Source organism: Butyrivibrio sp. NC3005 (assembly GCF_000424545.1).
Taxonomy (GTDB): domain Bacteria; phylum Bacillota; class Clostridia; order Lachnospirales; family Lachnospiraceae; genus Butyrivibrio.
Genome location: NZ_AUKC01000027.1, coordinates 12,543 through 38,921 on the forward strand (window position 1 = coordinate 12,543; position 26,379 = coordinate 38,921).

The window sequence follows — 26,379 nt, forward strand, 5'->3', positions numbered from 1 at the left end:
AATATCGTAAAATGATATAAGCATCAGAATCTGTATTTAGCTAAGAGCCAAAAGTTTTATCTAAAAGAGAATAGATGCCAAAGCAAAACTCTTTAAAGAAAGGAAACGATATGAAATCACTTCTAATTTATTTAAAAGATTATAAGAAGGAATCAGTGTTAGCGCCAATCTTCAAGATGCTAGAAGCATGTTTTGAACTTATTGTACCACTTGTTATGGCAGCTGTCATAGATGTTGGAATAGTAAATAGTGACAAAACTTATGTAATGAAAATGTGCGGAGTATTAGTATTACTTGGAATTGTAGGTTTGGCAGCATCAATTACAGCACAGTTTTATGCTGCCAAAGCAGCTACAGGCTTTGCATCAAAGTTACGTTCTGCTCTATTTGAACATATTCATTCTTTATCGTTTTCACAAACAGATGTTTTTGGAACTGATACACTTATAACTAGAATGACTAGTGATATTAATCAGGTTCAATCTGGCGTGAATATGGTATTAAGATTATTCATGCGTTCGCCAATTGTCGTTATAGGTGCAATGATAATGGCATTTACAGTTAATCCTAGTGAAGCGTTTATTTTTGTAATTGTAATTCCACTTTTGGCAATAGTAGTATTTGGAATAATGCTTATAACAATGCCACTTTATAAGAAAGCGCAAGCAAGACTTGATCTTATTACAAGAGGAACAAGAGAAAACCTTACAGGTGTACGTGTAATAAGAGCTTTTAACAAAGAAGAAAGTGAAGAGAAAAATTATTTTGAAAATACAAAAGCTTTATCGAAGGAACAGCAATTCGTAGGTGGAATTTCAGGTTTAATGAATCCGATAACATATCTTATGATTAGCTTTGCAACAATTGCACTAATTTATTCAGGAGCAGTAAAGGTTGATACAGGGATTCTTACAAAGGGTCAGGTAATTGCATTAATAAACTATATGTCTCAAATTTTGATAGAACTAGTTAAACTGGCTAATCTTATTATTTTAACGACAAAGGCTGTAGCTTGTGGTGATAGAATAGCTGCGGTTATTAACACAAAGCCTGATATGGTTAATGGAAAAGAAGAAGTAATCAATACTGATAATAACGAGGTTTTATCTTTTGACCATGTTTCTCTTACATATAAAGGAGGGCAGGGAAAGGCTCTTGATGACATTACTTTTACGATACAAAAAGGGCAAACAGTTGGAATTATCGGTGGAACTGGAAGTGGAAAATCTTCACTTGTAAATCTAATACCAAGATTTTATGATGCAACTGAAGGTAAAGTTAGTATTTTTGGAAGAGATGTAAGGGAATACAATTACAATTTGTTGAGAGATAAAATAGGTATTGTTTTGCAGAAAGCAGAGCTTTTTCATGGAACTATTGAAGAAAATCTTAAATGGGGAAAAGAAAATGCAAGTAAAGATGACATTGAAAAAGCATTAGAGTATTCACAAGCTAAAGAATATGTTGATAAAAAGCCTGGGAAAACAAGTTTTGAAATTGAACAAAATGGAAGAAATCTTTCAGGTGGCCAGAAACAAAGACTGACTATAGCCAGAGCATTAATCAAAAAACCAGATATATTAATAATGGATGATAGTGCGTCGGCGCTGGATTTTGCAACAGATGCCAAGTTGAGAATGTCAATAAGAAATATGTCAAAAGATATAACTACATTTATTGTTTCTCAAAGAGCAGCTTCGGTGCAGTATGCAGATGTAATATTGGTTATGGATGACGGAAAACTTGTTGGAAAGGGAACACACGAAGAACTACTTGCCCAAAACAAAGTATACCAGGAAATATATTATTCTCAGTTCCCTAAAGAGGAGGCTGTAAATGGTTAAGAAGATAGATAAGATTCAGGCGCAGACAGTAAAAAAGGTTATGCGCTATATTGGAAAATATAAAATATATTTATATATTTCACTCTTGTTTGCATTTGTTAGCGTATTCCTAACACTATATATTCCAAAACTAACAGGTATTGCTGTTGATTATATGATAGGGAAGGGAAAAGTTGATTTTAACGGAATAAAAAACACTATTATTCAAATAATAGTGTGCATTATATTAACAGCTATAGCTCAGTGGATAATGAGCCTTTGCAATAATAAGATGACATATCAGGTTGTAAGAGATATAAGAAATGATGCATTTAAGAAAATACAACATTTGCCGTTAAAATATATAGATGGTCATTCCTATGGTGAAATTGAAAGTAGAGTAATTACAGATGCTGATCAGTTTGCAGATGGACTGCTGATGGGATTTACGCAGTTTTTTACTGGAGTATGCACTATTTTAGGAACTCTTTTTTTTATGCTTAGCATAAATGTGTTTATTACAATTGCGGTTGTAGTTATTACACCATTGTCGTTTTTTGTAGCAGGATTTATTTCAAAAAAGACATTTGTACTTTTTCATAAGCAGTCACAGATAAGAGGAGAACAAACTGGTCTTATAAATGAAATGATTGAGGGTAGTAAAGTAGTTAAAGCTTTCAACCAGAAAGAAAACGTGATGAAAAAGTTTAATGCGATAAATGATAAGCTTGAGGATACATCTCTTAAGGCTACATTTTTCTCATCACTTACAAATCCTGCTACAAGATTTGTAAATAGTTTGGTTTATACAAGTGTAGGAATTGTGGGCGCATTAGGTGCAATAAAAGGAAATCTTAGTGTTGGACAATTATCAGCATTTTTGAGTTATGCCAGTCAATATACCAAACCGTTTAATGAAATTTCAGGAGTAATAACAGAACTACAAAATGCTATTGCATGTGCTACTAGAGTATTTGAACTTATTGAAACAGAAAGTGAATGTGAAGAAAAACAAGAGGCAGTTGAAAAAGAGTTTTTTAATGGCGAAGTAGTCTTAGATGATGTTTCTTTCTCGTATGTTAAAGAACAAAAATTAATCGAAAACTTTAATTTAAAAGTTAAAAGAGGTGAAAGAGTAGCAATCGTTGGTCCTACAGGATGTGGAAAGACTACACTGATTAATCTTTTGATGAGATTTTATGATGTTAATAGTGGTGCAATATTAGTGGATGGAGTTGACATCAAAAATTATAAGCGTGGAAGTCTTAGAAACGGATACGGAATGGTACTTCAGGAAACGTGGCTTAAATCAGGAACGATTAGAGAAAACATTACTATGGGAAATCCTGATATATCAGAAGAAGATATGATAAGGGTTGCGAAAATATGTCACATACATTCATTTATAAAGAAATTACATGATGGATATGATACTGTGATTTCAGAAAACGGAGAGGAGTTTTCGCAGGGACAAAGACAGCTTTTGTGCATAGCAAGAGTAATGATGAGTAAGCCATCTATGCTTATTTTAGATGAAGCAACATCATCCATTGACACTAGAACTGAACTTAAGATTCAAGAAGCATTCAATGTCATGATGGAAGAAAAAACAAGTTTTATTGTAGCACATAGACTGTCTACAATTAGAAATGCTGATATTATCCTTGTTATGAAGGACGGAAGAATAATTGAAAAAGGTAATCATGAAGAACTGATGAAGGCAAAGGGATTCTACTATAATCTTTATCAGAGTCAATTTCTTGGAAAAGCAATATAAAAAAACGGATGTCGCATTAAAGAAAAGAGTGCGGCATCCATTTTTTTGAGCTAAATGTAAAAGATTTTTATTAATCGAATCATAAAATAAATAGTATTAGTATTCGTTTTTTATCCTTGGAAGATTCCATTTATAGTGAATTGCAAGTAATCTTATCAAAATAACTATGACGACACTGATAATAATTGAGGTTTCTTTGCCAATTATATTCCATAATAATGTACATGTCAGAGCACCCGCCATAGAAGCACATGCATAGACATGTTTGCACAAAATGTAAGGTTTGTCACCTGCAAGTATATCTCTTAGTAAGCCGCCACCTACACCAGTTATTGTACCTAGAAACACAGTTAAAAAACAATTTGAACCTTCACCAACGTCAAAACCTACCTGTACGCCTAAAACGCTGAAAACAGCAAGTCCTATGGTATCAGCATATAACACTATTTTCTGAAATCCTATGCCCCATATTTTGCGATAACCACGGAGATGAAAATAAACATAAAAAAACACTCCCATTGCAGTAAGGCATCCTATAGCAGCATAAATGGGATCAACAAATGCGTCGGGAGGAAGTTTTCCAACTAGAATATCACGCATTATTCCGCCACCTACAGCAGTAATAGTACCAAGTATGATAACCCCCAGAAAATCAAGTTCTTTACGGATTGCAGTAAGCGCACCTGAAATTGAAAAAGCAGCTGTACCAATCACATTCAAAAAAAACATTAAATTACTCATTTTTATTCAACCCTTATTATATAATGTCTATTTTAGCTATAAAGATAGTAAATTACATTTTAACATTATTTTTTTTAGAGTTAAATAGAAAAAGAGTATTAATGGAACATTTTTTCGTGTATTTTCTGCTTGTCAATGTACATTCTTTTATCAGCAAGAAGGTATACGTCACGAGAATTATTGCTGTTAATTTCATGACGCATCGCAAAGCCTGCAGCAACACTTCGATAATACTTTGTATCAGATTGATTTAATAACTCAAGTTTTTGGCGGACTTTATAGAGATAATTCTGAATAATATCAATATCTGTTATATTGCTTATAATAACAAATTCGTCACCTCCAATGCGAGCTGTAAATTGTATTTCTTGGAAGCTTTCCATTAAAGCAAGGGCAAACTCTCTAATATACTGATCACCGGCAGAGTGTCCTAATTCATCATTTACAGTTTTAAGTCCATTTAGATCCAAAGAAATTATTGTATAATCCTCGTTGCTTTTTTCTAAAGATGCAATATATTTATCAGCTTTAGAACGGTTTGCAAGATTAGTAAGACCATCAGCATATGCAAGATGCGCCAAAGATACCACTTCTTGCTGCTGAGCCAAGGCTTCAGTGACATACAGATAGTAATTACTTATAATGCATGCAGCATTAATAAAAGCAGCAATCGGAATGATTATTAAATCTATAAGACCTTCTATAGAATCAAAGCTATTTGATGCATAGTACAATATTTCATCAAAAATCAGAGAGATACTTAGTATAGATATACCGTTTAACAAGGTTGAATCAGATTTTGAAAGAGAATGAGTTTTAAAGGTTTTAAAGCGGCAGTATAAAATAAGACCAATAATAATAGAACCTATAATGTGAACAATAAAAATAGTAGAGGTCATAAAAATAATTTTTAAAACATGTAAAAGAATAAGAGTAAGAGAAATTGATATAACAATTATAGATGCTATTATATGATATTTTGTAATTTTGTTCTTATATAAGGAACATAACAATAAAAGTGCAAGCGGAATTAAAAGTATTAATGAAGAGTATTCAACAGATGTTCCGAAGCTTGCATTTGCAAAAAAAGATGTTAACCTAAAATGACCTAACATCCATAGACCAAAAACCAGAGAGAAAAGAGAACTGTAAATTTGATTTTTTAATGTTGGAAGAATAGGGAAAAATATAAGCGATACGAATGTAAAAAAACCTCCAAAAAGGCATAGAAAAATACCACTTAGCATTGGAAGCATAAGCACGCGAAAAACAGCAAAACGAAGATCATGATAACTACCAATCATCGGAATTAAAAAGTTATGATAAGAATAATCAACCGTTATCCAGAGCTTTATTTTTAATGTTTTGCCGACATAATCATCTGGAAGCATAATAAAATTATACCCACCACCTATAAAATCATTAGAATCATATAATTTATGAAAATCTGACCCAATAAGTTGGTTATCGAGAAAAATGCTATAGGCACTGTTAGAGGTATATATTCCTAAACTTGGAAAAGGAGGGTTATCAATATCAGGAAGAACAGTCGAAAAAGAGACAACATCTCCTTTTTTTGCTTTATTAAAAATAATACTTCTAACTTTATCAGTATTGATATTGTTATATTGCTCTCCATTTAATTCTAAATTCCATCCATCTGATAAAAAAGCTAAACTAAAAAGCTGAGGTGAATTAATTGTCCATACTAAAAGACCAAATGTAATTGTGATAAAAAAACTTGAAATAAGTAGTATAAGAAGGGTTACTCTTCCTTTCATACAAAACTCCTTTAAAATCAATTATTCGAATTATGATGCAATGCTTTCATTTTGTACATGTTATTATCAGCCATATTATAGATATCTTTAGATGACTGGGTGAAGTTGGTTCTATATGCTACACCATATGAAAAAGATAGTTTAATATCAGGATTATTGGCATTATAATCGTCTTTTTTCTGTGACAAAGAGGCAAGTAGAGTTTTGATATGTTGTCTATTGGAATATGGCATTATAACAATAAACTCATCACCGCCCATTCTTCCTGTTACAGAGGGTTCTTCAAATGTACTTTTTAGCATATTGCTTAGAGTGATGATATATGTATCACCAACAGTATGACCAAATGTATCATTGACTGCCTTAAGATGATCTAAATCGATACTTATGATTGCAAAATAGTTTTTTGAGTTTGTCAGACTCTCAAGAATCTGTTCGCAACGAGAGCGGTTGGCTAGTCCTGTAAGTGGGTCAGTATATGCAATTCCTTCGAGCTGACTTTTAATATTTTTACTATTAACTTTATTGACAAGACTTAATGAGTAGCTGATATTAACACATATAACGAAGAAAAGAGCTCCCATAGTAATAAAGCTTATGTCAGTTCTAAATTCTCCACTAGGAGAAAAAAATTTGAGCATATCATATTTGGCAATTTCAAAAATAGAGCATGAAACAAAGAGGAAAGCTCCAAGTAAAAGGACATTTGTCGGTGCAGTTGATTCGTAATATTCTACGTTCAATGAATGAGAGTTCTGAATATTATTAAGAATAGAACGTATAAGAATATAAATAGCATAAATAGATTCTATTAAAGATCCTATATGCATTAGGGTGATGAAATGGCAATAGTGCATAATGCCAGAAAAATTCAAAATTGTAGTTGTAAGTAGAAACAAAAGATTACATGTAATTAATATATTTAAAAATTTTTTTCCGTAAGAAATATGACCACTTATCATAAATCCGAATATTCCAATCGGAATTGTGAAAAGTGTAAGATATTCAAGTAGTGTAAATAAATAATCATTGTTACATATGTGGCAGAAAATAGAGTAATAGCATAATATATAACACCCAAGGCTTGTTGAAATCAGAGAACTGAAAAATGGAGATATATCTTGATCCAGACTCTTAAAAAATTTAATTGATAGAACAAACTGTTCAATTCCAAAAACAATCAGAAAAATTCCGATGAACATGTGCATTCGTTTTTCCTGAAGTAAAAAAGAGGATATATCTTCAACGTTTCCATAGTAAACTTTTGAAAAGCCTGTAACAGCATAATCTTCAACAACGGTAAATTCGATTCTAATAGTTTTTCCTGCATGATTTTTAGATAGGGGGATATATACAAAATGTTTTGGAGGGATTTTTTTATCTCTATCATAATCCTGACCAAAACTTTCAACAAGATTATCCTCTATGTATACATTAACAGTACACATAGCCGTACGAAATACAATAGCTGAACCAGGTACAAGGAAATCTGGAATTTTATGGCTTATAGTTAGTACATCACCTGACAGGGTGGTGCCTAAATTAGGAGATGCAATATTAACATTCATAATAGGATTGGCTTCATTTTTTTGCAAAGTCCACCCAGTATCTAAAACAGTTATTTCATATTGCGGCTTTGTATTAACTACAGAAGCATTAAAAGCAAGCAACAATAATGGAATAAGAGCTGCAAGAAAAAAACAAATTATATATTTTTTTGTTACATTAAGCTTTTTAGTCTGCATAACCTACCCTTAATAAAACAAAATAAAAATCATTTTCTATTGTAATATCGGTATGTAATGAAAATCTGATAATAAATTAGTTTGATAAACGTTTTATTTTGGCAAATTGCAATATTGAAATAGAGAGACGTAAACGATAAAATAAAAAACTGTGCATTTAATATATTTTTTGAGTTAGGCAGGAGATGGTAGTACGAGTTATGGATCAGAATAGAATTAATCAAATCATTGACCATTACATGGATGTTGTTAGAACAGGAAAAGATAAGGATAATGACGAACTTAATAAGTGGAGAATTTGTGCGCTTGCAAGTAAGGCTTGGGAAGGTCATTATGATAGTTTTGGGGAACGTTTTGCTGCTTCTATGCAGGAAGCAGGAGATATGATTGAATGCGATAATTATCACCCAGTTGGTGGTATTTTGCTTCTTTGTGACCCTCGTTTTGCAGGGAAAGAAAGAGAAGTAAGGGATGATTTTAACTTTCTGTTACAAGAGGTTGGTGATGAAGATCAGATTCGTGATCGTATGACCATTTTTATGGATCACATTAACTCTATGCTTACAAGAGCTTGCAGTAATGCAGGAACTTATATGCAGGATTCCAAATGTGTAATGACATATCTAAGTGTGCTTCGCCCTCAGGATAATTTTTTCCTCGATGAAGATGCATGTATTAAATTTGCTACATATACAGGTTTTTCTGCGCGTTTTAAATCGAAAAATTTTCCTGTTAAAGATTATTATAGAATGTGCAGAGAATTATGTGATGTTATTGAAAGCAGAGAAGACCTTCTTGAAATGATGGAAAAACGTCTAGAGATGGAGGCTCTTCATCGTAAAGATTCTTGGATTGCGAGAGTGGATGTCAAGCACCATGTACTTGCTTATGATATTATCCATTATGCTGATGCATATGGTTTCTATGATACACATAAGGCTACAAGACCTCCGAGAAAGACTGCAGATCAGATAATGAAAGAGCAAAGAAGGGCAGAACTTAAAAAAGAACTTGAAACTCTTAAGTTTCAGAGAGAGGCACTTGATGTTGTTTCTGAAGATCTTGAGCTTCCAATGCTTGAAGGTAAACAGATTATTCATAAAAAGTATGGTCTTGGTGAAGTCATTAAGCAGGATGGTGATAAGGCAACAGTAAAATTTAGCGCTGAAACAAAGGTTTTACTTCTTCCAGTACTTCTTTCAAATGGTTTGATTAAGCTTACTGGCGAAGATGCAGATTCTGATTTTGGAAGAATAGCTGCAAGTCAGACAGAAAAGAAGAATCTGGATGCTCAGATTAAGGCAAAAGAGATTGCAATACGTATGCTTGTATAATATGTAAGATAGAATGATAGTGTATTATTTAAAAAATTATAATTTTTTAGAGACGGCTTTGGTCGTCTCTTTTTTATGCAGAAAAATCAAGAAAATTAGCCAATAGAGCATTTATTGATGATATATGATATAGTAAAATCTATGAGCAGGGGGATAGTTTGTTCTTATTATTTTACCTTATAAAAAATCTTTTTGGGGGAATTCATATGAAAATACATTCAAATTCAGGGAAAAGAAAAGTTCGAAAAAAGAAAAAAGAAGAAATCCGTAAAAGTAGGCTTGAATTACAGATTATAGCTTCTTTTTTGGTGATAGCCTTGATAATCTCTGCTATATATGGTATTTGCATTTTTAGACACGAAAAAATATTAGAAAAATTTGGAACAGACGGTAAAATTGTTTCTGAAAGTGGAAAGACTATTTCATTTAAAAGTAAAGAAGAAAAGGAAAAAGAGTTAAGACTAGAAAAAGAGAAAAAAGCAGCCAAAGAAGCATTGATTAAAGTTGAAAGAGAAAAAAAAGAATACGAAAAAAGTCATATAAATCCAACGAAGAATGCTTTGATTACACAGGAGTGTATTATTGTAAATAAGAAAATAGAAATGACTGTTTCTTCAGATAAAATAGTAAAAAGTGATGACAATAAGTATCATCTTTTTTCTTGCTCAATGTCTGACGAGTTTCCGGATGAAATAAATGATTTATCAACAATAAAAGAAATATCAACCAAAGAGTCGGGAAATAAAGTTAAATTCGATTTTGATTTAAATATTGGTACAGATAAGTCAAGATTAAATAAGATGTTTGCTGTATACGTTCTTTATAATGGAATTTATCATAAAATAGGCAAAGAACAGTATATAACAAATCCTGAAGTGTTAGCATATCGAACGGTAAAAAGAAATGATCATGGAAAAAAGGGAATACTTCCAGCAGTCCATTTGTTAAATTCTAATGATTTGGCTCAGTTGGGAGTAAAACAATGCATTTATAATGTTAGACTGGCTGAATTGTGTAATGGACAAGGAGTAAATTATAAGTATAATGGAAAAACTTATTCATTTAATAGTGGGTGGGTTGGTTCATTAGATACGGTAGTAAGGAGACTTTCATCACAGGGGATACAGATGACTTTAGTAATTTTAAACGATTCATCTTCATCTGTTATTACACATCCCAAATCCAGGGGGGCTAGAGCAAATTATTATGCATTTAATACTGCAGAAGATGAAGGTATTGCCAGATTGTCAGCGGCTGCTTCATTTCTTGCAGATAGATATTCGGGAGGTGCTTATGGAACAATCGACAACTGGATTGTTGGGAATGAAATAAATGCCCGAGCAGAGTGGCATTATATGGCTGATGTCGGTGTAGATCAGTTTACAAAAGAATACGCTAAGGCTTTCCGTATTTTTTATAACGGAATAAAAAGCACAAATGCAAATGCTCGAGTTTATCTTTCTTTGGATCAGCAGTGGTCAATTTCACAAAATAATAAGAAATATTATGCAGGAAAAGACGTATTAGACTTGTTTAACAAAGAAATATCTTCTAGCGGAAATATTGACTGGAATGTAGCATATCATCCTTATAATTATCCGTTAACTAATTCATGTGTTTGGCAGGAAAATTCAAAGGTAGTGCATAGAAAAGGTACTCAGATAATAACAATGCAAAATATTGATGTTTTGACTGATTATCTTTCAAGAAGTGAATTTTTAACCAAAAATGGTGAGGTTAGAAGTGTTTTGTGCAGTGAAGTTGGATATAGCTCATCGAAGGGAGCACCTCTTCAGGCTTCGTCATTAGTCTTTGCATATTTACAGGCAGAAAATAACAGACATATTGATGGAATTTTGATTTCGAGGGAACTCGATGATGCTGGTGAAGCTGCAATTGGAATGTCTGTAGGTATATACAGGAAACTTGCCTGGACATATTATCAAAACATTGATACAAATAGTTCACAATTATATATAGATCAGGTGTCAGCTTTTATAGGAAAAGATGTAAAAAAACTATTGACGCCGCGATAAATATTAATATACTTGCTTGAAAAATTACTTAAAAAGGAATTTTCTTACGAAAAAATTTACAAAATAATGTCGAAAGTATTGCTTAGTAAATGGATACATGCTATGATTCTAGTGCATCGATGCACCACAGTAGACACCATAAGTATTACAGTTGGAGAAAGGTATAGGATGCGAAAGAATAATATTTGCAAGGGTCATGCTAGGCATATTATTTGCAGTGTTTTGGCTTTTGCTATGTGTATTGCCTTATTGATTGCTCCGGGGGAGAGTATGAGAGTTGAAGCGAAAAAGGCATCGAAAAAAACCCCTACACAAACACAAAAGGTTGTCAGCGAACCAAATGAATTATCTATCGCTGAAGAATCCGCATTACAATTGATAAATAAAGAAAGAGCCGCAGCAGGATGCACAGCACTTACATGGAGTAATGATCTTTTTGTCGCTGCTAATGTGCGAGCAATTGAGATTGTGCAAAGCTTTAGCCATACCAGACCTAATGGAACAGATTATTGGACTGTTAATTCTGATATTATGTATGGTGAAAATCTCGCTAGGTTTTATCAGTCTGCTGATAAAGCTATGGAAAGTCTTATGAAGAGTAATGTTCATAAATCAATTTTCCTGGATGGAGAGTACAAGACAATTGGAATTGCGATATGCCCTGATCAAAATGGTAAGTGGTATTGGGCATTTGAGCTGGGTTATTAAAATAGTTTGGGATGTAATTTTTGAACAAATAAGAATTTGCATCGATGAGAAAGGAGCCATGAATAAATTCATGACTCCTTTTGGCTTGTTGCACATAGGCAAAATTACTTATTTCTGCGTTTAGAACCAATAAATCCGATTACGCCTGCGACGGCAGCAACGGCAGCAATTATTGCGATTAGTGCCATTACACCAAAAGAACCAAGTGCTGAAACGATTGCTATTAAATCCATATTGGTTACATCCTTCTTATATTCTATTTTATCAAGAACGAAATTACAACTAATACTTATAAGGTATATAATGGTTATAGGTAAAACGGTTATTTGCCCATAAGAACGTTAGAAAAAAGATTGGAGATTTTACGATGAAAGCATTAGTATTTGGCTCATTGAATATCGATAATGTGTATACAGTTGATCATTTTGTTAAACCGGGAGAAACTCTTAGCTCGGAAGAACTTAAATTTTTTTGTGGTGGAAAAGGCTTAAATCAGGCTATTGCACTTAGTAGGAGCGGTGTAGAAACATGGCAAGCTGGTGCAGTTGGAAAAGCAGACGGTCAAATGCTTATAGACTGTTTGGATAATGCTGGCGTTAATACAAAATTAGTAGAAAAAAAAGATATGCCAAGCGGACATGCTATTATCCAAAATAATAGTTCTGGAGAAAACAGCATTATTTTATTTGGCGGAAGTAATATGTCTATTACAAAAGAAAATGTTTTGAAAGTTATGGAACATTTTGAAAAAGGCGATTTTTTGATTTTGCAGAACGAAATAAACCAGATGAGTTTTATCATGGAATGTGCGCATAAAATTGGAATGAAGATAGTGCTCAATCCATCACCTATAAACGAGAAAATAAATGAACTTCCGCTTGAATATGTATCTTATTTTATATTAAACGAAATTGAAGGAGCTGTTCTTAGCGGAATAGAAAATGATGAGGAAAAAATAGCTCAAAAGCTCTCAGAAAAGTATCCTGATGCACAGATAGTGCTGACTTTAGGGAAAAATGGTTCTGTTTATAGATGTAAAGATACTGTTATAAAACAACCAATTTATAAAGTTAAGGCAGTAGACACTACAGCAGCAGGCGATACTTTTACTGGCTTTTTCTTTGGTAGTATCATGAAGAACGTGCCTATAGAAGAGGCTATGGATATAGCAGCGAAAGCTTCAGCTATTGCGGTAGGAAGGAAGGGAGCAAGCCCATCTATTCCATCTCTTGAAGAAGTGCTAAACAGTTCTTTATCAAAATAATATATCACACAAATGATAAGGATTTTAATATAAAAATCCAAAATGTTAGCGTGAATGAAGATAATACAGTAGATAATGCTACGGTTCCTGCCGAAACAACTCCTTTATGTCCCATATTTTTGGCCATTACAAATCCGGCAACGGTGGCTGCGGAGCCTAGCATTATCAAAACTGCGATAAGCTTTTCTTCTCTGAAACCAAGTTTTATGGCTATAGGAAGAAAAATAGCTGTAAAAAGTATTAGTTTCATGAATGTTGCTCCGCATATATCTTTCAAATTCTTAGATAAAGCATCAAAGTCTAATAGAGCCCCCATAGATAGAAGTCCCATTGGACTTGCAAGCCGTCCCAGATAGTCTATTGAAGTGTGAATGGCTATAGGAAGTTTAAAATCTGTAAGAGCCCACACAAATCCAAGAAGAATTCCATATATAATTGGATTAGTTATAATACCTATAATTGATGATTTTAGTCTTTTTTTGTCAAGGTTTAAACCATTTGGATTCATAAGGGAAAGTATTAGGACTGCGACTATATTGTACAGTGGAACGCAGCCAAGCATCATAAGAGGACCCATTGTAGCTTTTCCGTAAATATTTTCAATATATGTCATACCAAGGAGGGATGCACTACTTCTATAGGAAGCCTGGACAAATTCACCTCTTGTTTCTTTGTGACAGAATATAAAAGAAATTAAAATACCTGTTATGACGCTGCCAAGGGTTGAACAAAAGCAGAAAATAACAAAAGAAGTATCCCAGACAGAATAGAAATCAACCTCACAAAGTTGAACAAAAAGATTTACAGGTAATGCAATTTTGAAAACAAATGCATTCATTTTCTTTGCAAATTGTTCATCTATGATATCTAATTTTTTAAAAAAATATCCCATCATCATAATAATAAAAATGGGAAGAGTGGCGTTAAGACTAAAAATAAGATTATCCATGAATTTTTCCCTCCTCAAATACTGTTCACATTATATGATAAATACCCGCATTTGTACAAGAACAGCGTATCTATAAGCTACATTTGACAAATGACTTAATATTTGTAATAATAGTTAAATGCAAAAGAAAATACTACGCAAAACTAGTCAAATGGGAGATTTATGAAGAATATAATGGGTAAAGCAGTATTGGTTTTGATTACAGTAATGCTGATAAGCATATCTTGCTTCACAAACCATTCTATAGCTGCAGAGAGTAACGTAGGAGACGGAAGCACAGTAATATTTACAAGAATTGAAACGGTATTTAGAAGTGCTCCAGATGATGGATCTGGTATTATTATTAATTTGCCTAAATATACATCACTTTATTATTTGCGCGATGTTGAAAATGATTATGTAGAGGCTATTTGCAATAATGCAGTTGGTTATGTAAAAAAGGACACTGTAGTAGCTTCCTATGAAGAGATATTACAACAGATGGCTCAGGAAGGCTATATTATGCCGGCAGAGACAGGAAGACTTACTGCAACTAAAGGTATAGCTTATGGCCCTGTAGGAAAAGAGTCTTACTACAATCTCGATATGAGTATGATTGTATGCAGAATGCAAAGAAAGGCTTTTCCGGGGGTTTACTGGATAAGACAGGATGGTTGTAAGATGTATGGCGCATTCGTAATGGTAGCTGCTGATTTTAATATTTTTCCTATAGGAAGTATTGTACCTACTACACTTGGACCTTCTGTAGTAACTGATACAGGTTCTTTTACAAGAAATGGATCGGGTGTAATGTTTGATATTGCTACGTCATGGTAAAAATTTAATATAGCAAACAAAAAAGCTTTACATTAATGAAAGTGTAAAGCTTTTTTTGTTGTCAAAAACAGTAAATTAGTATTCTGAAAATCCGATAAACAGATATATGGAGTATTATTTGTTTAAGGAGTGGATGTTTTGAGTAAACAGAATATTACAAGTATTGATCTGAGTAAACAATATATCTTGAATGGGTTATCGGCAATGCCAGGTGGTTTCTTTATATACAGAGCCGTGGGAAATGAAGAGATAATCTATGCTAATCATGCGCTGTTAAAGATGTTTGAGTGCGATACCGAAGAAGAGTTTAAGGAACTTACCGGCAATACTTTTAAAGGAATAGTATTTCCACAGGATTTGGAGCTTGTAGAGAATAGTATTCACTCACAGATTTCAGGTCAAAACCAGTTATTTGATCAGGTACATTATAGAATTCAGACAAAGACAGGAAAAATCAGAGTTGTTGAAGATTATGGAAGGTTTTTCGAAGATCCTGTTGAGGGGCCACTTTTTTATGTGTTTGTGTCTATTGCACACGTACGTTTAGATACGCTTACAGGACTTCCTAATACGTGGTATTTCATGGAACTTGCAGGTGATGGTGAAAAGAGATGGTATCACGAAGGAAAAAACTCTGTTATTTTGGCTTTTGATTTGTGTGGAATGAAAGGTTTTAACAGCAAATACGGACATGCGGAAGGAGATGTTCTTTTATGTGCATTTGCTGATATATTGCGTATTCATTTCGGAAATGAGAATTGTGCCAGGTTTGGAGAAGATCATTTCTATGCTTTTGCAGAAGAAGATGGTATAGAGGAAGAACTTAATGAACTTATTCTTCATCTTCATGAAGCAAACGAAGGAAAAACACTTAATGTAAAAATTGGCATATGTGCTTATGATCCGAATGTTCCTATCAATATTCAGTGTGATAGGGCAAAAATGGCCTGCCGAAAGAAAATAAACGGCTTCGGGTCTGGTTATATTTGGTATGACGAGAAAATGTCCAAGAATTATATGAAACAAGAGTATATTCTAAGTCATATAGACCAGGCTTTGTCAGAAGGATGGATAAGAGTATATTATCAGCCGGTAATAAGAACACTTACTGAAAAACTTTGTAGCATGGAAGCACTTGCAAGGTGGGAAGATCCTGAATATGGAATGATTCCTCCAGGTGATTTTATTCCTATTTTGGAAGATAATGGTTTATCTTATAAACTTGATATGTACATTGTGAGACGTGTTGCTGAGTATCTTCAAAGAAAATTAAGAGCAGGAGAAGCAATTGTACCTATATCTGTTAATGTATCTCGGTCGGATTTTGATGCATGCGATCCAGTTACTGTGGTTTCGTCATCAGCTGATGAACACGGAATTAGACGGAGATTCATTTGTGTAGAGATAACAGAGACATCTATTCTAGGAAACAAAGATGTAATGCGCAGAGCAATTGAACGATTTCATGAAGCTGGAATAGAAGTGTGGATGGATGATTTTGGAAGTGGTTATTCATCGCTTAATGTTCTAAAAGATTTCAGGTTTGATGAGATAAAAATAGATATGGAATTTCTGCGTGATTTTAGTCAGCGTTCAAAGACTATTATAAAAAATGCAGTGCAGCTTGCAAAAGAAGTTGGGATACATACACTTGCAGAAGGTGTAGAAAATGTTGAACAGTTGGAATTTTTAAAAAGCATAGGATGTGAGAAGATTCAAGGCTATTATTATGGAAAACCTATGCCACCTGTAGAAGCGGAGCAAAATCTTCAAAATAAATGTATAGATTTTGAAACACGCGAAGGAGCAGCTTTTTTTGATCAGTTGGGATGTGTAGAGTTTTCAACTGATATACCTCAGTGTTTTTTGATATATAACGATAATAGTTTTATAAGAGTATATGAAAACGAATGTTTTAAGAATTTTTCAGATTCTTTGAATTTTGATGATTTATATGATTTATCTAATGAAGGAAACGTATTATCTTTTGTTCAAAAAAAGAAATTTGTAAATCTTGCAGAAAAAGCAATAAAGAGCGATGAAGTTGAAATGATGACTCTTGTTAGAGGAGAAAATGTATTTTTCTTCTCGTTTAAAATTGTTGCCAAAAGCCGTAGAGGGACAATGCTTAGAGGCTGCATTGAAAAGAGTATTTTCAATAATCAGAAAAAAGCCTTAGACATGATGGACTCAGCTATGAGAAGTATTATTGCTACATTTGACGGCATTTATATTGTGGATTTCGAAGAAGATACCAGACTTGTTGTTAGTACGATTTTACCTTTTGAAAAAGTGGGTCAGGTTACACATAATATTTCATCTAGTTATAAGGATTATCCCAAAAAATATGTTTATTTTGAAGATGTGGATGAGTGGATTCATTTTCTGACCAAGGAAAATTTTGAAGCGAGAATGCATAATTCGGGATGTGGTAGTTTTAGAGAAATTTTCAGAATAAAAAAGCCTAAAGAAGGCTATAAATGGACAGAGTTTACTGTTATTTTAATTAGTGAGTCCAAAAACTATGGTGATAAGTATCTGATTTGTGTAAAACCTGCTGAGATAGAGGATGAGAAAGATAAAAAAGATAAACTGTGCCGAGTATTAAGGTACTATGATTTAAGCATTGGAGAGAGAAATGCTGATGATGGATATAGATTGTGGAATAGTTTTCTTTTAGAGTCAAATATTAAATTGTTTTGGAAAGATATAAATAGAAGGTTTATCGGGGCAAGTAGGGCTTTTTTGGATTATTATGGTTTTACATCTATTGATGATATTTATGGTAAAACAGATGAAGATATAGGTTGGAATCTAGATGATAAGACTTTTTTGAATGATGAGCTTAGGGTTATAAAAAATGGTGATATCATTCAAAATTCTGCTGGTCAGAATATAGTAGATGGTGTCCTTAGAAATATAATAGCTATAAAATTCCCAATTTACGAAGAATCTAAAATCAAAGGACTAATGGGATATTTCGTAGATATAGAAAATGATTTTGGCGGCAGGGACATGTTAAAGGATAGTGTTACTAAAGATCCAATGACAGGACTTATGAATAGTCTTGGTATGCAGGAAACAATAGCAAGACTTGATGACAATCTAAGGATTTCAGGTGAAGATTATGTTTATGTGGTAATAAATGTTGATGATTTTCGTGAATTAAAAGATGATTATGGCGAACAGGTAGCCAAAGATGGAATTTGTAAGGTTGCTGAAGTATTAAAAACATATTTTCCTGCAAATGTCACTATTGCAAGAATGTATGGAAGCAAGTTTGCAGTATGTAGTAAGGAATTATCTATTGACAGTATAGATGCTATACTTAATCAATTTGCGGTGGAAATAGCGACAGTAAAGGAGATAAATAAGCATCCGTATTCACTTCGTGTAACGATTGGAATTGCACATGGAGCTGAAGCAAATGAATTTTGGGATGTTATTGAACTTGCTCATAACAGAATGGCTAAGAGAAGAAAAAATGATTTTGCAATCAATGCCAAGATTGCAAAAGCTAATGAAATGTTGGATGACTTGCCAGTTCCATGTGTTATAGTTAAACCAATGTTAGATGAAATGCAAGAAAAATGCATCGATATAATATATGTCTACGCAAACAAGAAATATTGTCAGATGTGTAATATATCCATAGATGAGGTTATAGGAAAAAGATATTTAGAATGTTTTCCTTATACCAATGATAAATGGGTTGATTTTGCATATAGGGCAGCTCATGGAGAATATATTTCTGATCAGTTATATGGAGGTTCTTTTGGACATTGGGTTGATTTTGTAGCAGCTCCATCAGTTGTAGATGGATGCAGTATTTTTACAATGAAGATAATAGATAGACAGAAAGAAGAAAAAGATAAGCTTACCATAGGTCGCAAGACTGATGAAAATATTATTAATATATTAAAGATTTTGGGATCAAGCGAAGAATACATTGAATCTATTAATATGACATTAAACGAAATAGGACATAAAACAGGAGCTGAAAGAGTTGGAATTTTAGAAACAGATAGATTTACGTATTCAGAGACCTTTGAATGGTTTAAAGAAGGAAAAGATGAAATCAGTCCAAAACGTCAAAAAAAGTCGTATAAAGAGATAGCTTTTTTTGAAAAGATACTTACTAGAAATAATAGTGTTTTGGTAAATGAGGTTGAATCATTAAGGTCTGAACATACTGTTTTGTATTTTTGCCTTAAAGCTATTGGAACAACGCATTTTATTGTAGTTCCACTTTATGATAATGAGAAGATAATAGGTTATATAATTGCTGAGAACTATATGATTAATTCAGAGATTGATACTATTAGGTTTTTGGAGACAATATCTTTTTTCTTGGCTGCAAGAATTATCAATCACAAGCTTTACCTTAAAGAAGTAAATACTCGTAAAGAAAAAGAATATATTGCCAAAAACTGGATGACAGATGATAGCAGTATTAGAATTGCTCGAATTTTGGATGGAAAGGAAGATTATCATATTGCAATGAATCATGTACTTGAAGAAATAAGTAAAGTGATTCATCCAGAACGATTATATATCTATGAAACTGATCAAAAGACAATTTCTAGAACTTTTGAATGGTGTGCAAAAGGTGTTAAATCACAAATTGATACCATGCAGAAACTTGATTACAAGACATATATGGGAGTGTGGGAAAATAATCTTTCAAATAGCACAAGTATAGTAATTGACGACATAGAAAAATACAAGAAGTCAGATAATGTTTTATATAACACATTAAAACGTCAGGGTATAAAGAGAATTATTGATGTGCCTTTTTATATAGACGGAGAATTAAAAGGATATATTGGAGCTGATAATTATGAAATAAATGAAATTGTTGACACGAAACTTTTGCTAGAAACAGTATCATTCTTTATTGGTTCAAGAGTAGCTAATCATTATTTTAAGAAACTAAGTAAAAGAGATAGACACAGACATAGTAAACTTTAGACTTTTGGTGGAAATGAATGAAGAGTTTTAAACTGACTGATATAGAATATTTAAAAGAGCATATATTGAATGGACTTATCCTGATGCCTGGTGGATTTCTTATTTACAGAGATTCACCAGAAGAGGAGATTCTTTATGCCAATCAGAATCTTATTGAGCTGTTGGATTGTAAGGATGAACAAGAATTTATGGAATTCACACATGGCTCATTTGGAGGAGTTGTGGCAAAAGAACAGATTGATTCAGTCAGAGAAAACATCAAAATTCAAATTGAAAATAATAAAAACTCTTTTGACCATGTTTCGTATAATATCAGAACCAGAAAGGGAAATATCAAATTTGTAGAAGATTATGGAAAAAGAATAGAAGATAAACTTGAAGGTCCGATTTTCTGCGTGTTTATTGCAGAAAATACTTCGAGCGAATTGATAGGCGATTCTGATCTTTTAACAGGTCTTTCTGGGATGAGGCGCTTTAATGAAAAAGCGCAGGCAATTCTTGAAAAACTTAAAGCGAATAATACTGATGAAGAATACTGTATTATCTATTATAATCTGACTAATTTGAAATATCTTAATGTCAGTCAGGGAATAGAAGCTGGAAATATTATTCTTAAAAACTTTTCTGATATTTTGAAGAATGTTTTTGCAATTGGATATATTTCTAGAATTGCTGAAGATCATTTTGTGGTATTAACGAATACAAATGAATTATTTGAACAGTTGTTTGAAGTTCACAGTAGATCTTTGAAGTTGCAAAATAGCAATACAGTTCATGTTAAAGCTGGCGTTTACTACATGAATAGTACGGATATATCTCCAGCCGTTGATTGTGATTTAGCTAAATTTGCCTGCGATTTCATAAAAAAAGATCCAGGAAAGTATTTTTGCGAATATAAGATAGGACTGGAAAAAATAGGTGAATTAGAAAGCTATGTTATTGAAAATCTTGATGAAGCCATAAGTAAAAGATATTTGAATGTATATTATCAGCCTGTAATAAGGACTTTAACAGGAAAAGTTTGTTCTTTAGAGGCTTTAATTAGATGGGATTCTCCAAAAAGAGGAACTTTACCAACTTCACAGGTGGTTACAGCACTTGAAAAATATGGCCTTTCACATAAACTGGACACTTTTGTAATAAAACATGTTGTTAAAACGATAAGAAAGGGAATTGATTCTGGAGCTCCGATAGTACCTGTTTCAGTCAATATTTCAAGATCTGACTTTGAATCATGCGATCCTGTAGAAATGGTAATAGAGATAATGAAGGCCTTTCGTGTGCCTCATAATTTTATAAATATTGAAATTACAGAGAGTGCACTTATTAGTGATAAAAATAAAATGAAGAAGGCAATAGAAAGGTTTCACGAAAATGGATTTGAGATTTGGATGGATGATTTTGGAAGCGGTTATTCATCCTTGAATATACTTAAAGATTTCGATTTTGATCTTATAAAAATAGACATGGGTTTTTTGCGTGATATGAGTGAAAAGTCCAGAACTATTGTAACAGCAACAATAAAAATGGCAAAGCAGTTAGGAATACATACACTTACAGAAGGCGTAGAAACAGAAGAACAGCTTGACTTTATGTGGAATATAGGTTGTGAGAGAATACAAGGATATTATTATGGAAAACCTGAACCTATTTTTGATTTGATAAAACATCTTTATTATTCGGGATTGGAAACAGAAAAGCCGGAAGATAATGCCTTTTATAATAAAGTCGGGCTTACAGATCTTATTAGCGAAAGGCCAATTGCCATATACTTTTATGACGAAAAAGAAGTGGTTCGAATGTATGCTAATGAGCAATATAGAAAAACAATTTTCTTTATTCAAAATTCTAAGGAATATGCATCAGATAATAATAAAGAACTTGCAATAGAGAAAATAAGAAAAAAAATTGGTGTACTTGCCCAAAAAACAGTGGAAAGTAACAGTGCTAAAAGTGTAGTTCTTCCAGCAAACGGGAATGATTATCGGTGCTCTTGCGAATTAATAGCTTCATGTAATCAAGGTCACATGATATTGGTTTATATGGATCAGGGACTATTCAAAAAAGAGGATGAAGAAAATGTGCCTGATGTATTTGTAGATTTGCCGGTTCCATTTGTTATATGCAGACCAGTTATGAATGGCAATAGAGATCAGGTTTTGGATTTGGAATACGTTTTTGTGAATCAAAAATATTGCGAGAAGACTCACAAGACTGCTAAAGAATTGATAGGAAAAACATATCTAGAGTTGTTTAATGGTTCTAACCCATTATGGATTTATTATCCATATCAGGCTATTATTACAGGAAAAGAAGTTAAGGCTAGAATGTTTGCAGAAACTTTGAAGGAATGGACAGAATTTAGTGCGATACCTTCTTCAATTCCTGGTTGTTGTTCAATCGCCTTTATGGGAATCGACAATGATATCGAGGAAAAAGAGGAACTGACTAGATACTGGACGACAGATGATTTCAGTGTTCATATTGCCAAGATTCTTGCCAGTGATGAGCCTTATGAAGAGGCAATGAATCATATTTTGGATGATCTTGGTAATGAAATAGGAGCTGATAGGCTTTTTGTTCTTGAAATAAGTAAGAACCAAATATATGGTGGTTTTGAGTGGAATAGAGAAGATGTTGAAGAACAAAACTGGATAATGGAAGAAGATGAGGCTAAAGACTGTTTAAAATGTTGGAGTTATTATCTAAAAAGTGATATATGTATAGATATTGAGACGATTGAACAGATTAAAAATCTTGCGCCAAAGTACTATGGTGCTTTGAAAAAAAGGAGAGTTAAAAGAGTGTTGATAGTTCCTTTTTATTCGCATGGAGAACTAATAGGTTATATTGGCGTTGATAACTATGGATTAAAGAAAAATCTTGATACGAGAAGGCTTATGGAAACAGTTTCTTATTTTATTGGTGCCAGTGTTTCCAAGCATTATTTTGAGCACTTAAGTAACTATGATGAGCTTACCAAAGTTAATAACCGAAACGCTTATATAGAAAAAATGCGAAGCATGGAAGCATATAAGCAAGGTGCTGGTATTCTTGTTATGGATTTAAACGGATTAAAAGATTTAAATGATAATCTTGGTCATACAGCTGGAGATCAGTTTTTGCAAGATGCAGCAAACTTCATTTCAAAGTTTTTTGGCAGAGAAAATGTTTATCGGACTGGAGGTGATGAGTTTGCTGTTATTATGCCGGAAATAGAAAGGGAAGAGTTTACTAGAAAAGGAGTTGAGTTTAGAGAAGCATTGAAATCAGATAAAGCACCAAATGTTTCAGTTGGTTTTTCATGGTGTGATAAATATGAAGAATTAAAAAAAGCATTAGAGGATGCCGACGAACATATGTATAAAGATAAAGCTGCTTATTATCTTAATCATGACAGGCGTAGAAAACATGTGGGCGAAAATGTGTAGTGGGTTTGTGGACTTATGTTCCAGAAAGGAGTAATGATGGCTTTTTTAGAGAAACCAATAGGATACACAGGACCTTCTCCAGAAATTGAACTGGAAGAAAAAATTCATGAAATGCAGGAGTTTGCAAGAAAAAATGGAATTACACTTGAACAATTAGTTAATATCCTGACTTGGCAAGAGTTAAATAACATAAACAATAGATTAAATGAGTGGAATAGTTATGGAATTCCTAATAGAAATATAGATAAATAAATGATTTTTTTTATACGAGTAAAGTGCGCGAGACTAGCGCACTTTACTTGTGTTATGATAATAATATAAATAATTTTGGAGGTTGATATCGTATGGATTTTACAACTAGATATCAAGAGTGGATGGATAATCTTTCTGATGAGGATGATTTAAAAAAACTACTTATAGCAATGAAAGATGATGAAAAAGAAAAAGAAGAGAGTTTTTACCAAGAATTATCATTTGGTACAGCTGGTCTTAGAGGAAAAGTTGGAGCAGGTACCAATCGTATGAATATGCTTACTGTAGGAAAAGCAACACAGGGAATAGCTGATTATATTGCTTCATTTGGTCAAGAAGCAAAGGATAGAGGTGTTGTAATAGCTCATGATCCAAGACATTTTTCTAAAGAATTTTCTGAGCTTGCGGCTGGTATTTTTGCTGAGAACGGGATAAAAGTGTATACATTTCCATCACTTAGACCAACACCAGAACTAGCATTTATGATAAGAAGACTTAATACTATTTCAGGAATAAATATTACTGCTTCACATAATCCAAAGGAGTATAACGGATATAAAGCATATTGGGAAGATGGATGCCAGGTTTCATCAGATGTTGCAAATGGAATGACAGAGAAGATAAATGCTGTCAATATTTGGAAAGATATAAAGAAATCTGATTATAATAAAGGTATCACGAAGGGAACCATTACAGTTCTTGGTCAGGAATATGACAGAGAATATTTGGATAAAGTTGAAGAACTTTCAATTCATGAAAAAGATGAATTAGATCTTTCTATTCCTTTAGTATATACACCTTTAAATGGATGTGGTTCCATTCCATTTCGTCAGATGCTAAAAGATAGAGGTTTCAGTAATTGGAAGATTGTACCTGAACAAGAAAATCCTGATCCTGATTTTACTACTGTTGGTTATCCTAATCCAGAGGATCCCAAAGCTTTTAAACTCAGCGAAAAGTATGGAAGAGAGTTTGGGGCAGAACTTTTAATGGCAACTGATCCTGATTCAGATAGATTTGCAATCGAGATTCGTGATGATAATGGAAATTATATTCCATTAAATGGAAATCAGACAGGGTATCTTTTGGTTAATTATATTCTTGAAGGTAGAAAAAGTGCAGGGACACTTCCAACCAAAGGAGCAATGGTAAAGTCTATTGTTACTTCAACGTTGTCTACTATCATGGCAAAAGCATATGGAATAGAGATGTTTGAAACACTTACAGGATTTAAGAATATATGTGGAAAGATACCATATCTTCATGAAAATGGATATACATATTTGTTTGGGTATGAAGAATCTGTTGGATATGCAGCTTGTGAAGATATTAGGGATAAAGATGGTATTTCTGCAGGGATGTTAGTTGCTGAAGCTGCGGCTTATTATAGAAAACAGGGAAAAACGCTTTGGGACGTTTTACAGGAAATATATGCAAAATACGGTTATTTTGCTGAGGATGAGCCAAATCTTATATTAGAAGGAATATCCGGTGCGCAGAGAATTGGAAGAATGATGAAGTTTATAAGGGAAAATACTCCAGAAACAGTTGCAGGAGTAAAGGTATCAAAGGTTATAGATTATATCAACGGTTATGAAGATATTCCACCTCAGAATGCACTTAGGTTTTTTCTTGATAATGGTTCTTGGTTTGCTATTAGACCAAGTGGAACAGAACCAAAGATAAAATTCTATTTTTATTCTAATCAGGATTCTAGAGAAAAGGCTCTTGAAGTGAATAAAGCAATTAAGGAAGATATCATGTCTTATATCAAAAAGGTTGAGTGATAATTAAAGCTATTAATTGAGGATTGAATTGATAAAATAGTTAACGAAGACTCTTGCAGATTATTTGTTACTGTTCATATGAAAAATCTGTGAACAGTAACATTTATGGATTTTATTTCCTATAATTCTTGCAAGGGTCTTTTCATATAGAAATTTTTTTTATGTAAGAATGTATACCATTTTCAAAAGAAAAAACTCTAATCTCGCAGTTGTGAGGTTTGGGGCGCCAAATATATTTTCGGGGATTATCAGCTAAACATCCGCTAAGAACTCTCATAATTCCACCATGGCATGTAATTAGAACATTTTTGTATTTTTGTTTTTCTAAATCCTGAACAAAAGAATAGCTTCTTTCTATCATAGATTCGAGAGTCTCTACTGTTTTGGGAGCATTAAAAAATTCTGGGCATGCCCAATAAAAACTCATAGAAAGTCCCATTTGCATGTAATTTCGTTTCTCATATTTTCCAAAATCGGTTTCTATAAGACGTTCATCAATTAAAATCTTATCTGGAGGAGTATTTCCAATTATAGATGCTGTATGTATTGCTCGTTGTAAAGGACTGGAATATACTGCATCAAAGGTAATATTTCCAAGTGCACATCTTGCTTTTTGTGCTTGAAGAATTCCTTTTTCATTAAGCGGTTCGTCGGTTCTTCCCTGCATTAAGTGATTTTTGTTGAGGTTAGTTTGACCATGCCTTGTTAGCCATATTTTCATAGTTATCTCCATTTTGTTATCAGAATATAATTATTATGACTTCTTGCTGAGATTTAGGATAATCATCGCAAGAATCCTGCCTGACAGGACAAAATTATTCTTACAGTATATAAAAGTCATAGATTTTTGTCACTGCGTTCCAAAAACCACGCAAACTGGCCATTTAAAAAGGCTTCGCCTTGGACCAGTTTGCCGCTTGACTTTTGTTCTCACGAAACTCGCAGTAAATGCGAGTTTCTGAAT

Annotated in this window: 17 protein-coding genes; 11 read left to right on the plus strand and 6 right to left on the minus strand. The window is 33.0% G+C overall.

The window, feature by feature from the left end; translation table 11 throughout:
- The first annotated feature begins 110 nt into the window (after window positions 1–110).
- Both G634_RS0108530 and G634_RS0108535 read left to right on the plus strand, forming a co-directional pair.
- The gene (locus tag G634_RS0108530; RefSeq protein ID WP_026504937.1) at window positions 111–1,844 is read left to right on the plus strand and encodes an ABC transporter ATP-binding protein; all 1,734 of its coding nucleotides are present in this window, start codon (window positions 111–113) and stop codon (window positions 1,842–1,844) included.
- Complete coding sequence (locus G634_RS0108535; protein WP_026504938.1) at window positions 1,837–3,600, plus strand: ABC transporter ATP-binding protein; 1,764 nt, start codon at window positions 1,837–1,839, stop codon at window positions 3,598–3,600. The genes G634_RS0108530 and G634_RS0108535 overlap by 8 nt, the downstream gene beginning before the upstream one ends.
- A gap of 96 nt (window positions 3,601–3,696) precedes the next feature.
- Here G634_RS0108535 and G634_RS0108540 read toward each other — a convergent pair whose 3' ends face one another.
- The 3 genes from G634_RS0108540 to G634_RS0108550 all read right to left on the minus strand — a co-directional run bounded on the left by G634_RS0108540 (window position 3,697) and on the right by G634_RS0108550 (window position 7,867).
- A complete protein-coding gene (locus tag G634_RS0108540; RefSeq protein ID WP_035799416.1) occupies window positions 3,697–4,341 on the minus strand; it encodes a trimeric intracellular cation channel family protein in 645 nt (214 codons plus the stop codon).
- Between the two features lie 98 nt (window positions 4,342–4,439).
- Entirely contained in the window at window positions 4,440–6,122 is a 1,683-nt protein-coding gene (locus tag G634_RS0108545) for a GGDEF domain-containing protein (RefSeq protein ID WP_026504940.1), read from the minus strand.
- Window positions 6,123–6,139: 17 nt separating this feature from the next.
- Complete coding sequence (locus tag G634_RS0108550) at window positions 6,140–7,867, minus strand: GGDEF domain-containing protein (RefSeq protein ID WP_026504941.1); 1,728 nt, start codon at window positions 7,865–7,867, stop codon at window positions 6,140–6,142.
- 200 nt (window positions 7,868–8,067) lie between these two features.
- On the opposite strand from G634_RS0108550, the gene G634_RS0108555 reads away from it, so the two are divergent.
- From G634_RS0108555 to G634_RS20285, 3 genes are all read left to right on the plus strand, one after another.
- On the plus strand, window positions 8,068–9,201 hold the full coding sequence (locus G634_RS0108555) for a hypothetical protein (protein ID WP_026504942.1): 1,134 nt from the start codon (window positions 8,068–8,070) through the stop codon (window positions 9,199–9,201).
- 206 nt (window positions 9,202–9,407) lie between these two features.
- A complete protein-coding gene (locus G634_RS0108560) occupies window positions 9,408–11,237 on the plus strand; it encodes a DUF5722 domain-containing protein (protein WP_026504943.1) in 1,830 nt (609 codons plus the stop codon).
- Window positions 11,238–11,405: 168 nt separating this feature from the next.
- Complete coding sequence (locus tag G634_RS20285) at window positions 11,406–11,945, plus strand: CAP domain-containing protein (RefSeq protein ID WP_051233779.1); 540 nt, start codon at window positions 11,406–11,408, stop codon at window positions 11,943–11,945.
- Between the two features lie 104 nt (window positions 11,946–12,049).
- Here the strand turns inward: G634_RS20285 and G634_RS21755 are convergent, their stop codons facing one another.
- Window positions 12,050–12,178 (minus strand): hypothetical protein, encoded by a 129-nt coding sequence (locus G634_RS21755; protein WP_256379362.1) that lies wholly within the window; start codon window positions 12,176–12,178, stop codon window positions 12,050–12,052.
- Between the two features lie 134 nt (window positions 12,179–12,312).
- Between G634_RS21755 and G634_RS0108575 the strand changes: the two genes are divergently transcribed.
- A complete protein-coding gene (locus G634_RS0108575; protein ID WP_026504944.1) occupies window positions 12,313–13,209 on the plus strand; it encodes a ribokinase in 897 nt (298 codons plus the stop codon).
- 4 nt (window positions 13,210–13,213) lie between these two features.
- On the opposite strand, the gene G634_RS0108580 is transcribed toward G634_RS0108575, so the two are convergent.
- Entirely contained in the window at window positions 13,214–14,158 is a 945-nt protein-coding gene (locus G634_RS0108580) for an AEC family transporter (protein ID WP_026504945.1), read from the minus strand.
- Window positions 14,159–14,320: 162 nt separating this feature from the next.
- On the opposite strand from G634_RS0108580, the gene G634_RS0108585 reads away from it, so the two are divergent.
- The 5 genes from G634_RS0108585 (at window position 14,321) to G634_RS0108605 (ending at window position 25,415) form a co-directional block, all read left to right on the plus strand.
- Window positions 14,321–14,974 (plus strand): hypothetical protein, encoded by a 654-nt coding sequence (locus G634_RS0108585; RefSeq protein WP_026504946.1) that lies wholly within the window; start codon window positions 14,321–14,323, stop codon window positions 14,972–14,974.
- Window positions 14,975–15,112: 138 nt separating this feature from the next.
- Window positions 15,113–19,945, plus strand: coding sequence for an EAL domain-containing protein (locus tag G634_RS20290; RefSeq protein ID WP_026504947.1), 4,833 nt, complete (start codon window positions 15,113–15,115; stop codon window positions 19,943–19,945).
- 17 nt (window positions 19,946–19,962) lie between these two features.
- Complete coding sequence (locus tag G634_RS20295) at window positions 19,963–23,376, plus strand: EAL domain-containing protein (RefSeq protein ID WP_051233780.1); 3,414 nt, start codon at window positions 19,963–19,965, stop codon at window positions 23,374–23,376.
- Window positions 23,377–23,412: 36 nt separating this feature from the next.
- Complete coding sequence (locus G634_RS0108600; protein ID WP_026504948.1) at window positions 23,413–23,628, plus strand: hypothetical protein; 216 nt, start codon at window positions 23,413–23,415, stop codon at window positions 23,626–23,628.
- A 92-nt stretch (window positions 23,629–23,720) separates the two neighbouring features.
- Window positions 23,721–25,415: a phospho-sugar mutase gene (locus G634_RS0108605; RefSeq protein WP_026504949.1), complete on the plus strand. Its 1,695-nt coding sequence runs from the start codon at window positions 23,721–23,723 to the stop codon at window positions 25,413–25,415.
- A gap of 142 nt (window positions 25,416–25,557) precedes the next feature.
- On the opposite strand, the gene G634_RS0108610 is transcribed toward G634_RS0108605, so the two are convergent.
- Window positions 25,558–26,136, minus strand: coding sequence for a histidine phosphatase family protein (locus tag G634_RS0108610; protein WP_026504950.1), 579 nt, complete (start codon window positions 26,134–26,136; stop codon window positions 25,558–25,560).
- Window positions 26,137–26,379 lie beyond the last annotated feature (243 nt).

What these genes read in the sequence shown, in the direction of transcription:
- G634_RS20285 (WP_051233779.1), top strand. Translation starts at nt 11,406, where the DNA reads ATGCGAAAGAATAATATTTGCAAGGGTCATGCTAGGCATATTATTTGC.
- G634_RS0108610 (WP_026504950.1), bottom strand. Translation starts at nt 26,136, where the DNA reads ATGAAAATATGGCTAACAAGGCATGGTCAAACTAACCTCAACAAAAAT.
- G634_RS20295 (WP_051233780.1), top strand. Translation starts at nt 19,963, where the DNA reads ATGAAGAGTTTTAAACTGACTGATATAGAATATTTAAAAGAGCATATA.
- G634_RS0108575 (WP_026504944.1), top strand. Translation starts at nt 12,313, where the DNA reads ATGAAAGCATTAGTATTTGGCTCATTGAATATCGATAATGTGTATACA.
- G634_RS0108600 (WP_026504948.1), top strand. Translation starts at nt 23,413, where the DNA reads ATGGCTTTTTTAGAGAAACCAATAGGATACACAGGACCTTCTCCAGAA.
- G634_RS0108605 (WP_026504949.1), top strand. Translation starts at nt 23,721, where the DNA reads ATGGATTTTACAACTAGATATCAAGAGTGGATGGATAATCTTTCTGAT.
- G634_RS0108585 (WP_026504946.1), top strand. Translation starts at nt 14,321, where the DNA reads ATGAAGAATATAATGGGTAAAGCAGTATTGGTTTTGATTACAGTAATG.
- G634_RS0108530 (WP_026504937.1), top strand. Translation starts at nt 111, where the DNA reads ATGAAATCACTTCTAATTTATTTAAAAGATTATAAGAAGGAATCAGTG.
- G634_RS0108555 (WP_026504942.1), top strand. Translation starts at nt 8,068, where the DNA reads ATGGATCAGAATAGAATTAATCAAATCATTGACCATTACATGGATGTT.
- G634_RS0108540 (WP_035799416.1), bottom strand. Translation starts at nt 4,341, where the DNA reads ATGAGTAATTTAATGTTTTTTTTGAATGTGATTGGTACAGCTGCTTTT.
- G634_RS0108545 (WP_026504940.1), bottom strand. Translation starts at nt 6,122, where the DNA reads ATGAAAGGAAGAGTAACCCTTCTTATACTACTTATTTCAAGTTTTTTT.
- G634_RS0108550 (WP_026504941.1), bottom strand. Translation starts at nt 7,867, where the DNA reads ATGCAGACTAAAAAGCTTAATGTAACAAAAAAATATATAATTTGTTTT.
- G634_RS0108535 (WP_026504938.1), top strand. Translation starts at nt 1,837, where the DNA reads ATGGTTAAGAAGATAGATAAGATTCAGGCGCAGACAGTAAAAAAGGTT.
- G634_RS0108560 (WP_026504943.1), top strand. Translation starts at nt 9,408, where the DNA reads ATGAAAATACATTCAAATTCAGGGAAAAGAAAAGTTCGAAAAAAGAAA.
- G634_RS0108580 (WP_026504945.1), bottom strand. Translation starts at nt 14,158, where the DNA reads ATGGATAATCTTATTTTTAGTCTTAACGCCACTCTTCCCATTTTTATT.
- G634_RS21755 (WP_256379362.1), bottom strand. Translation starts at nt 12,178, where the DNA reads ATGGATTTAATAGCAATCGTTTCAGCACTTGGTTCTTTTGGTGTAATG.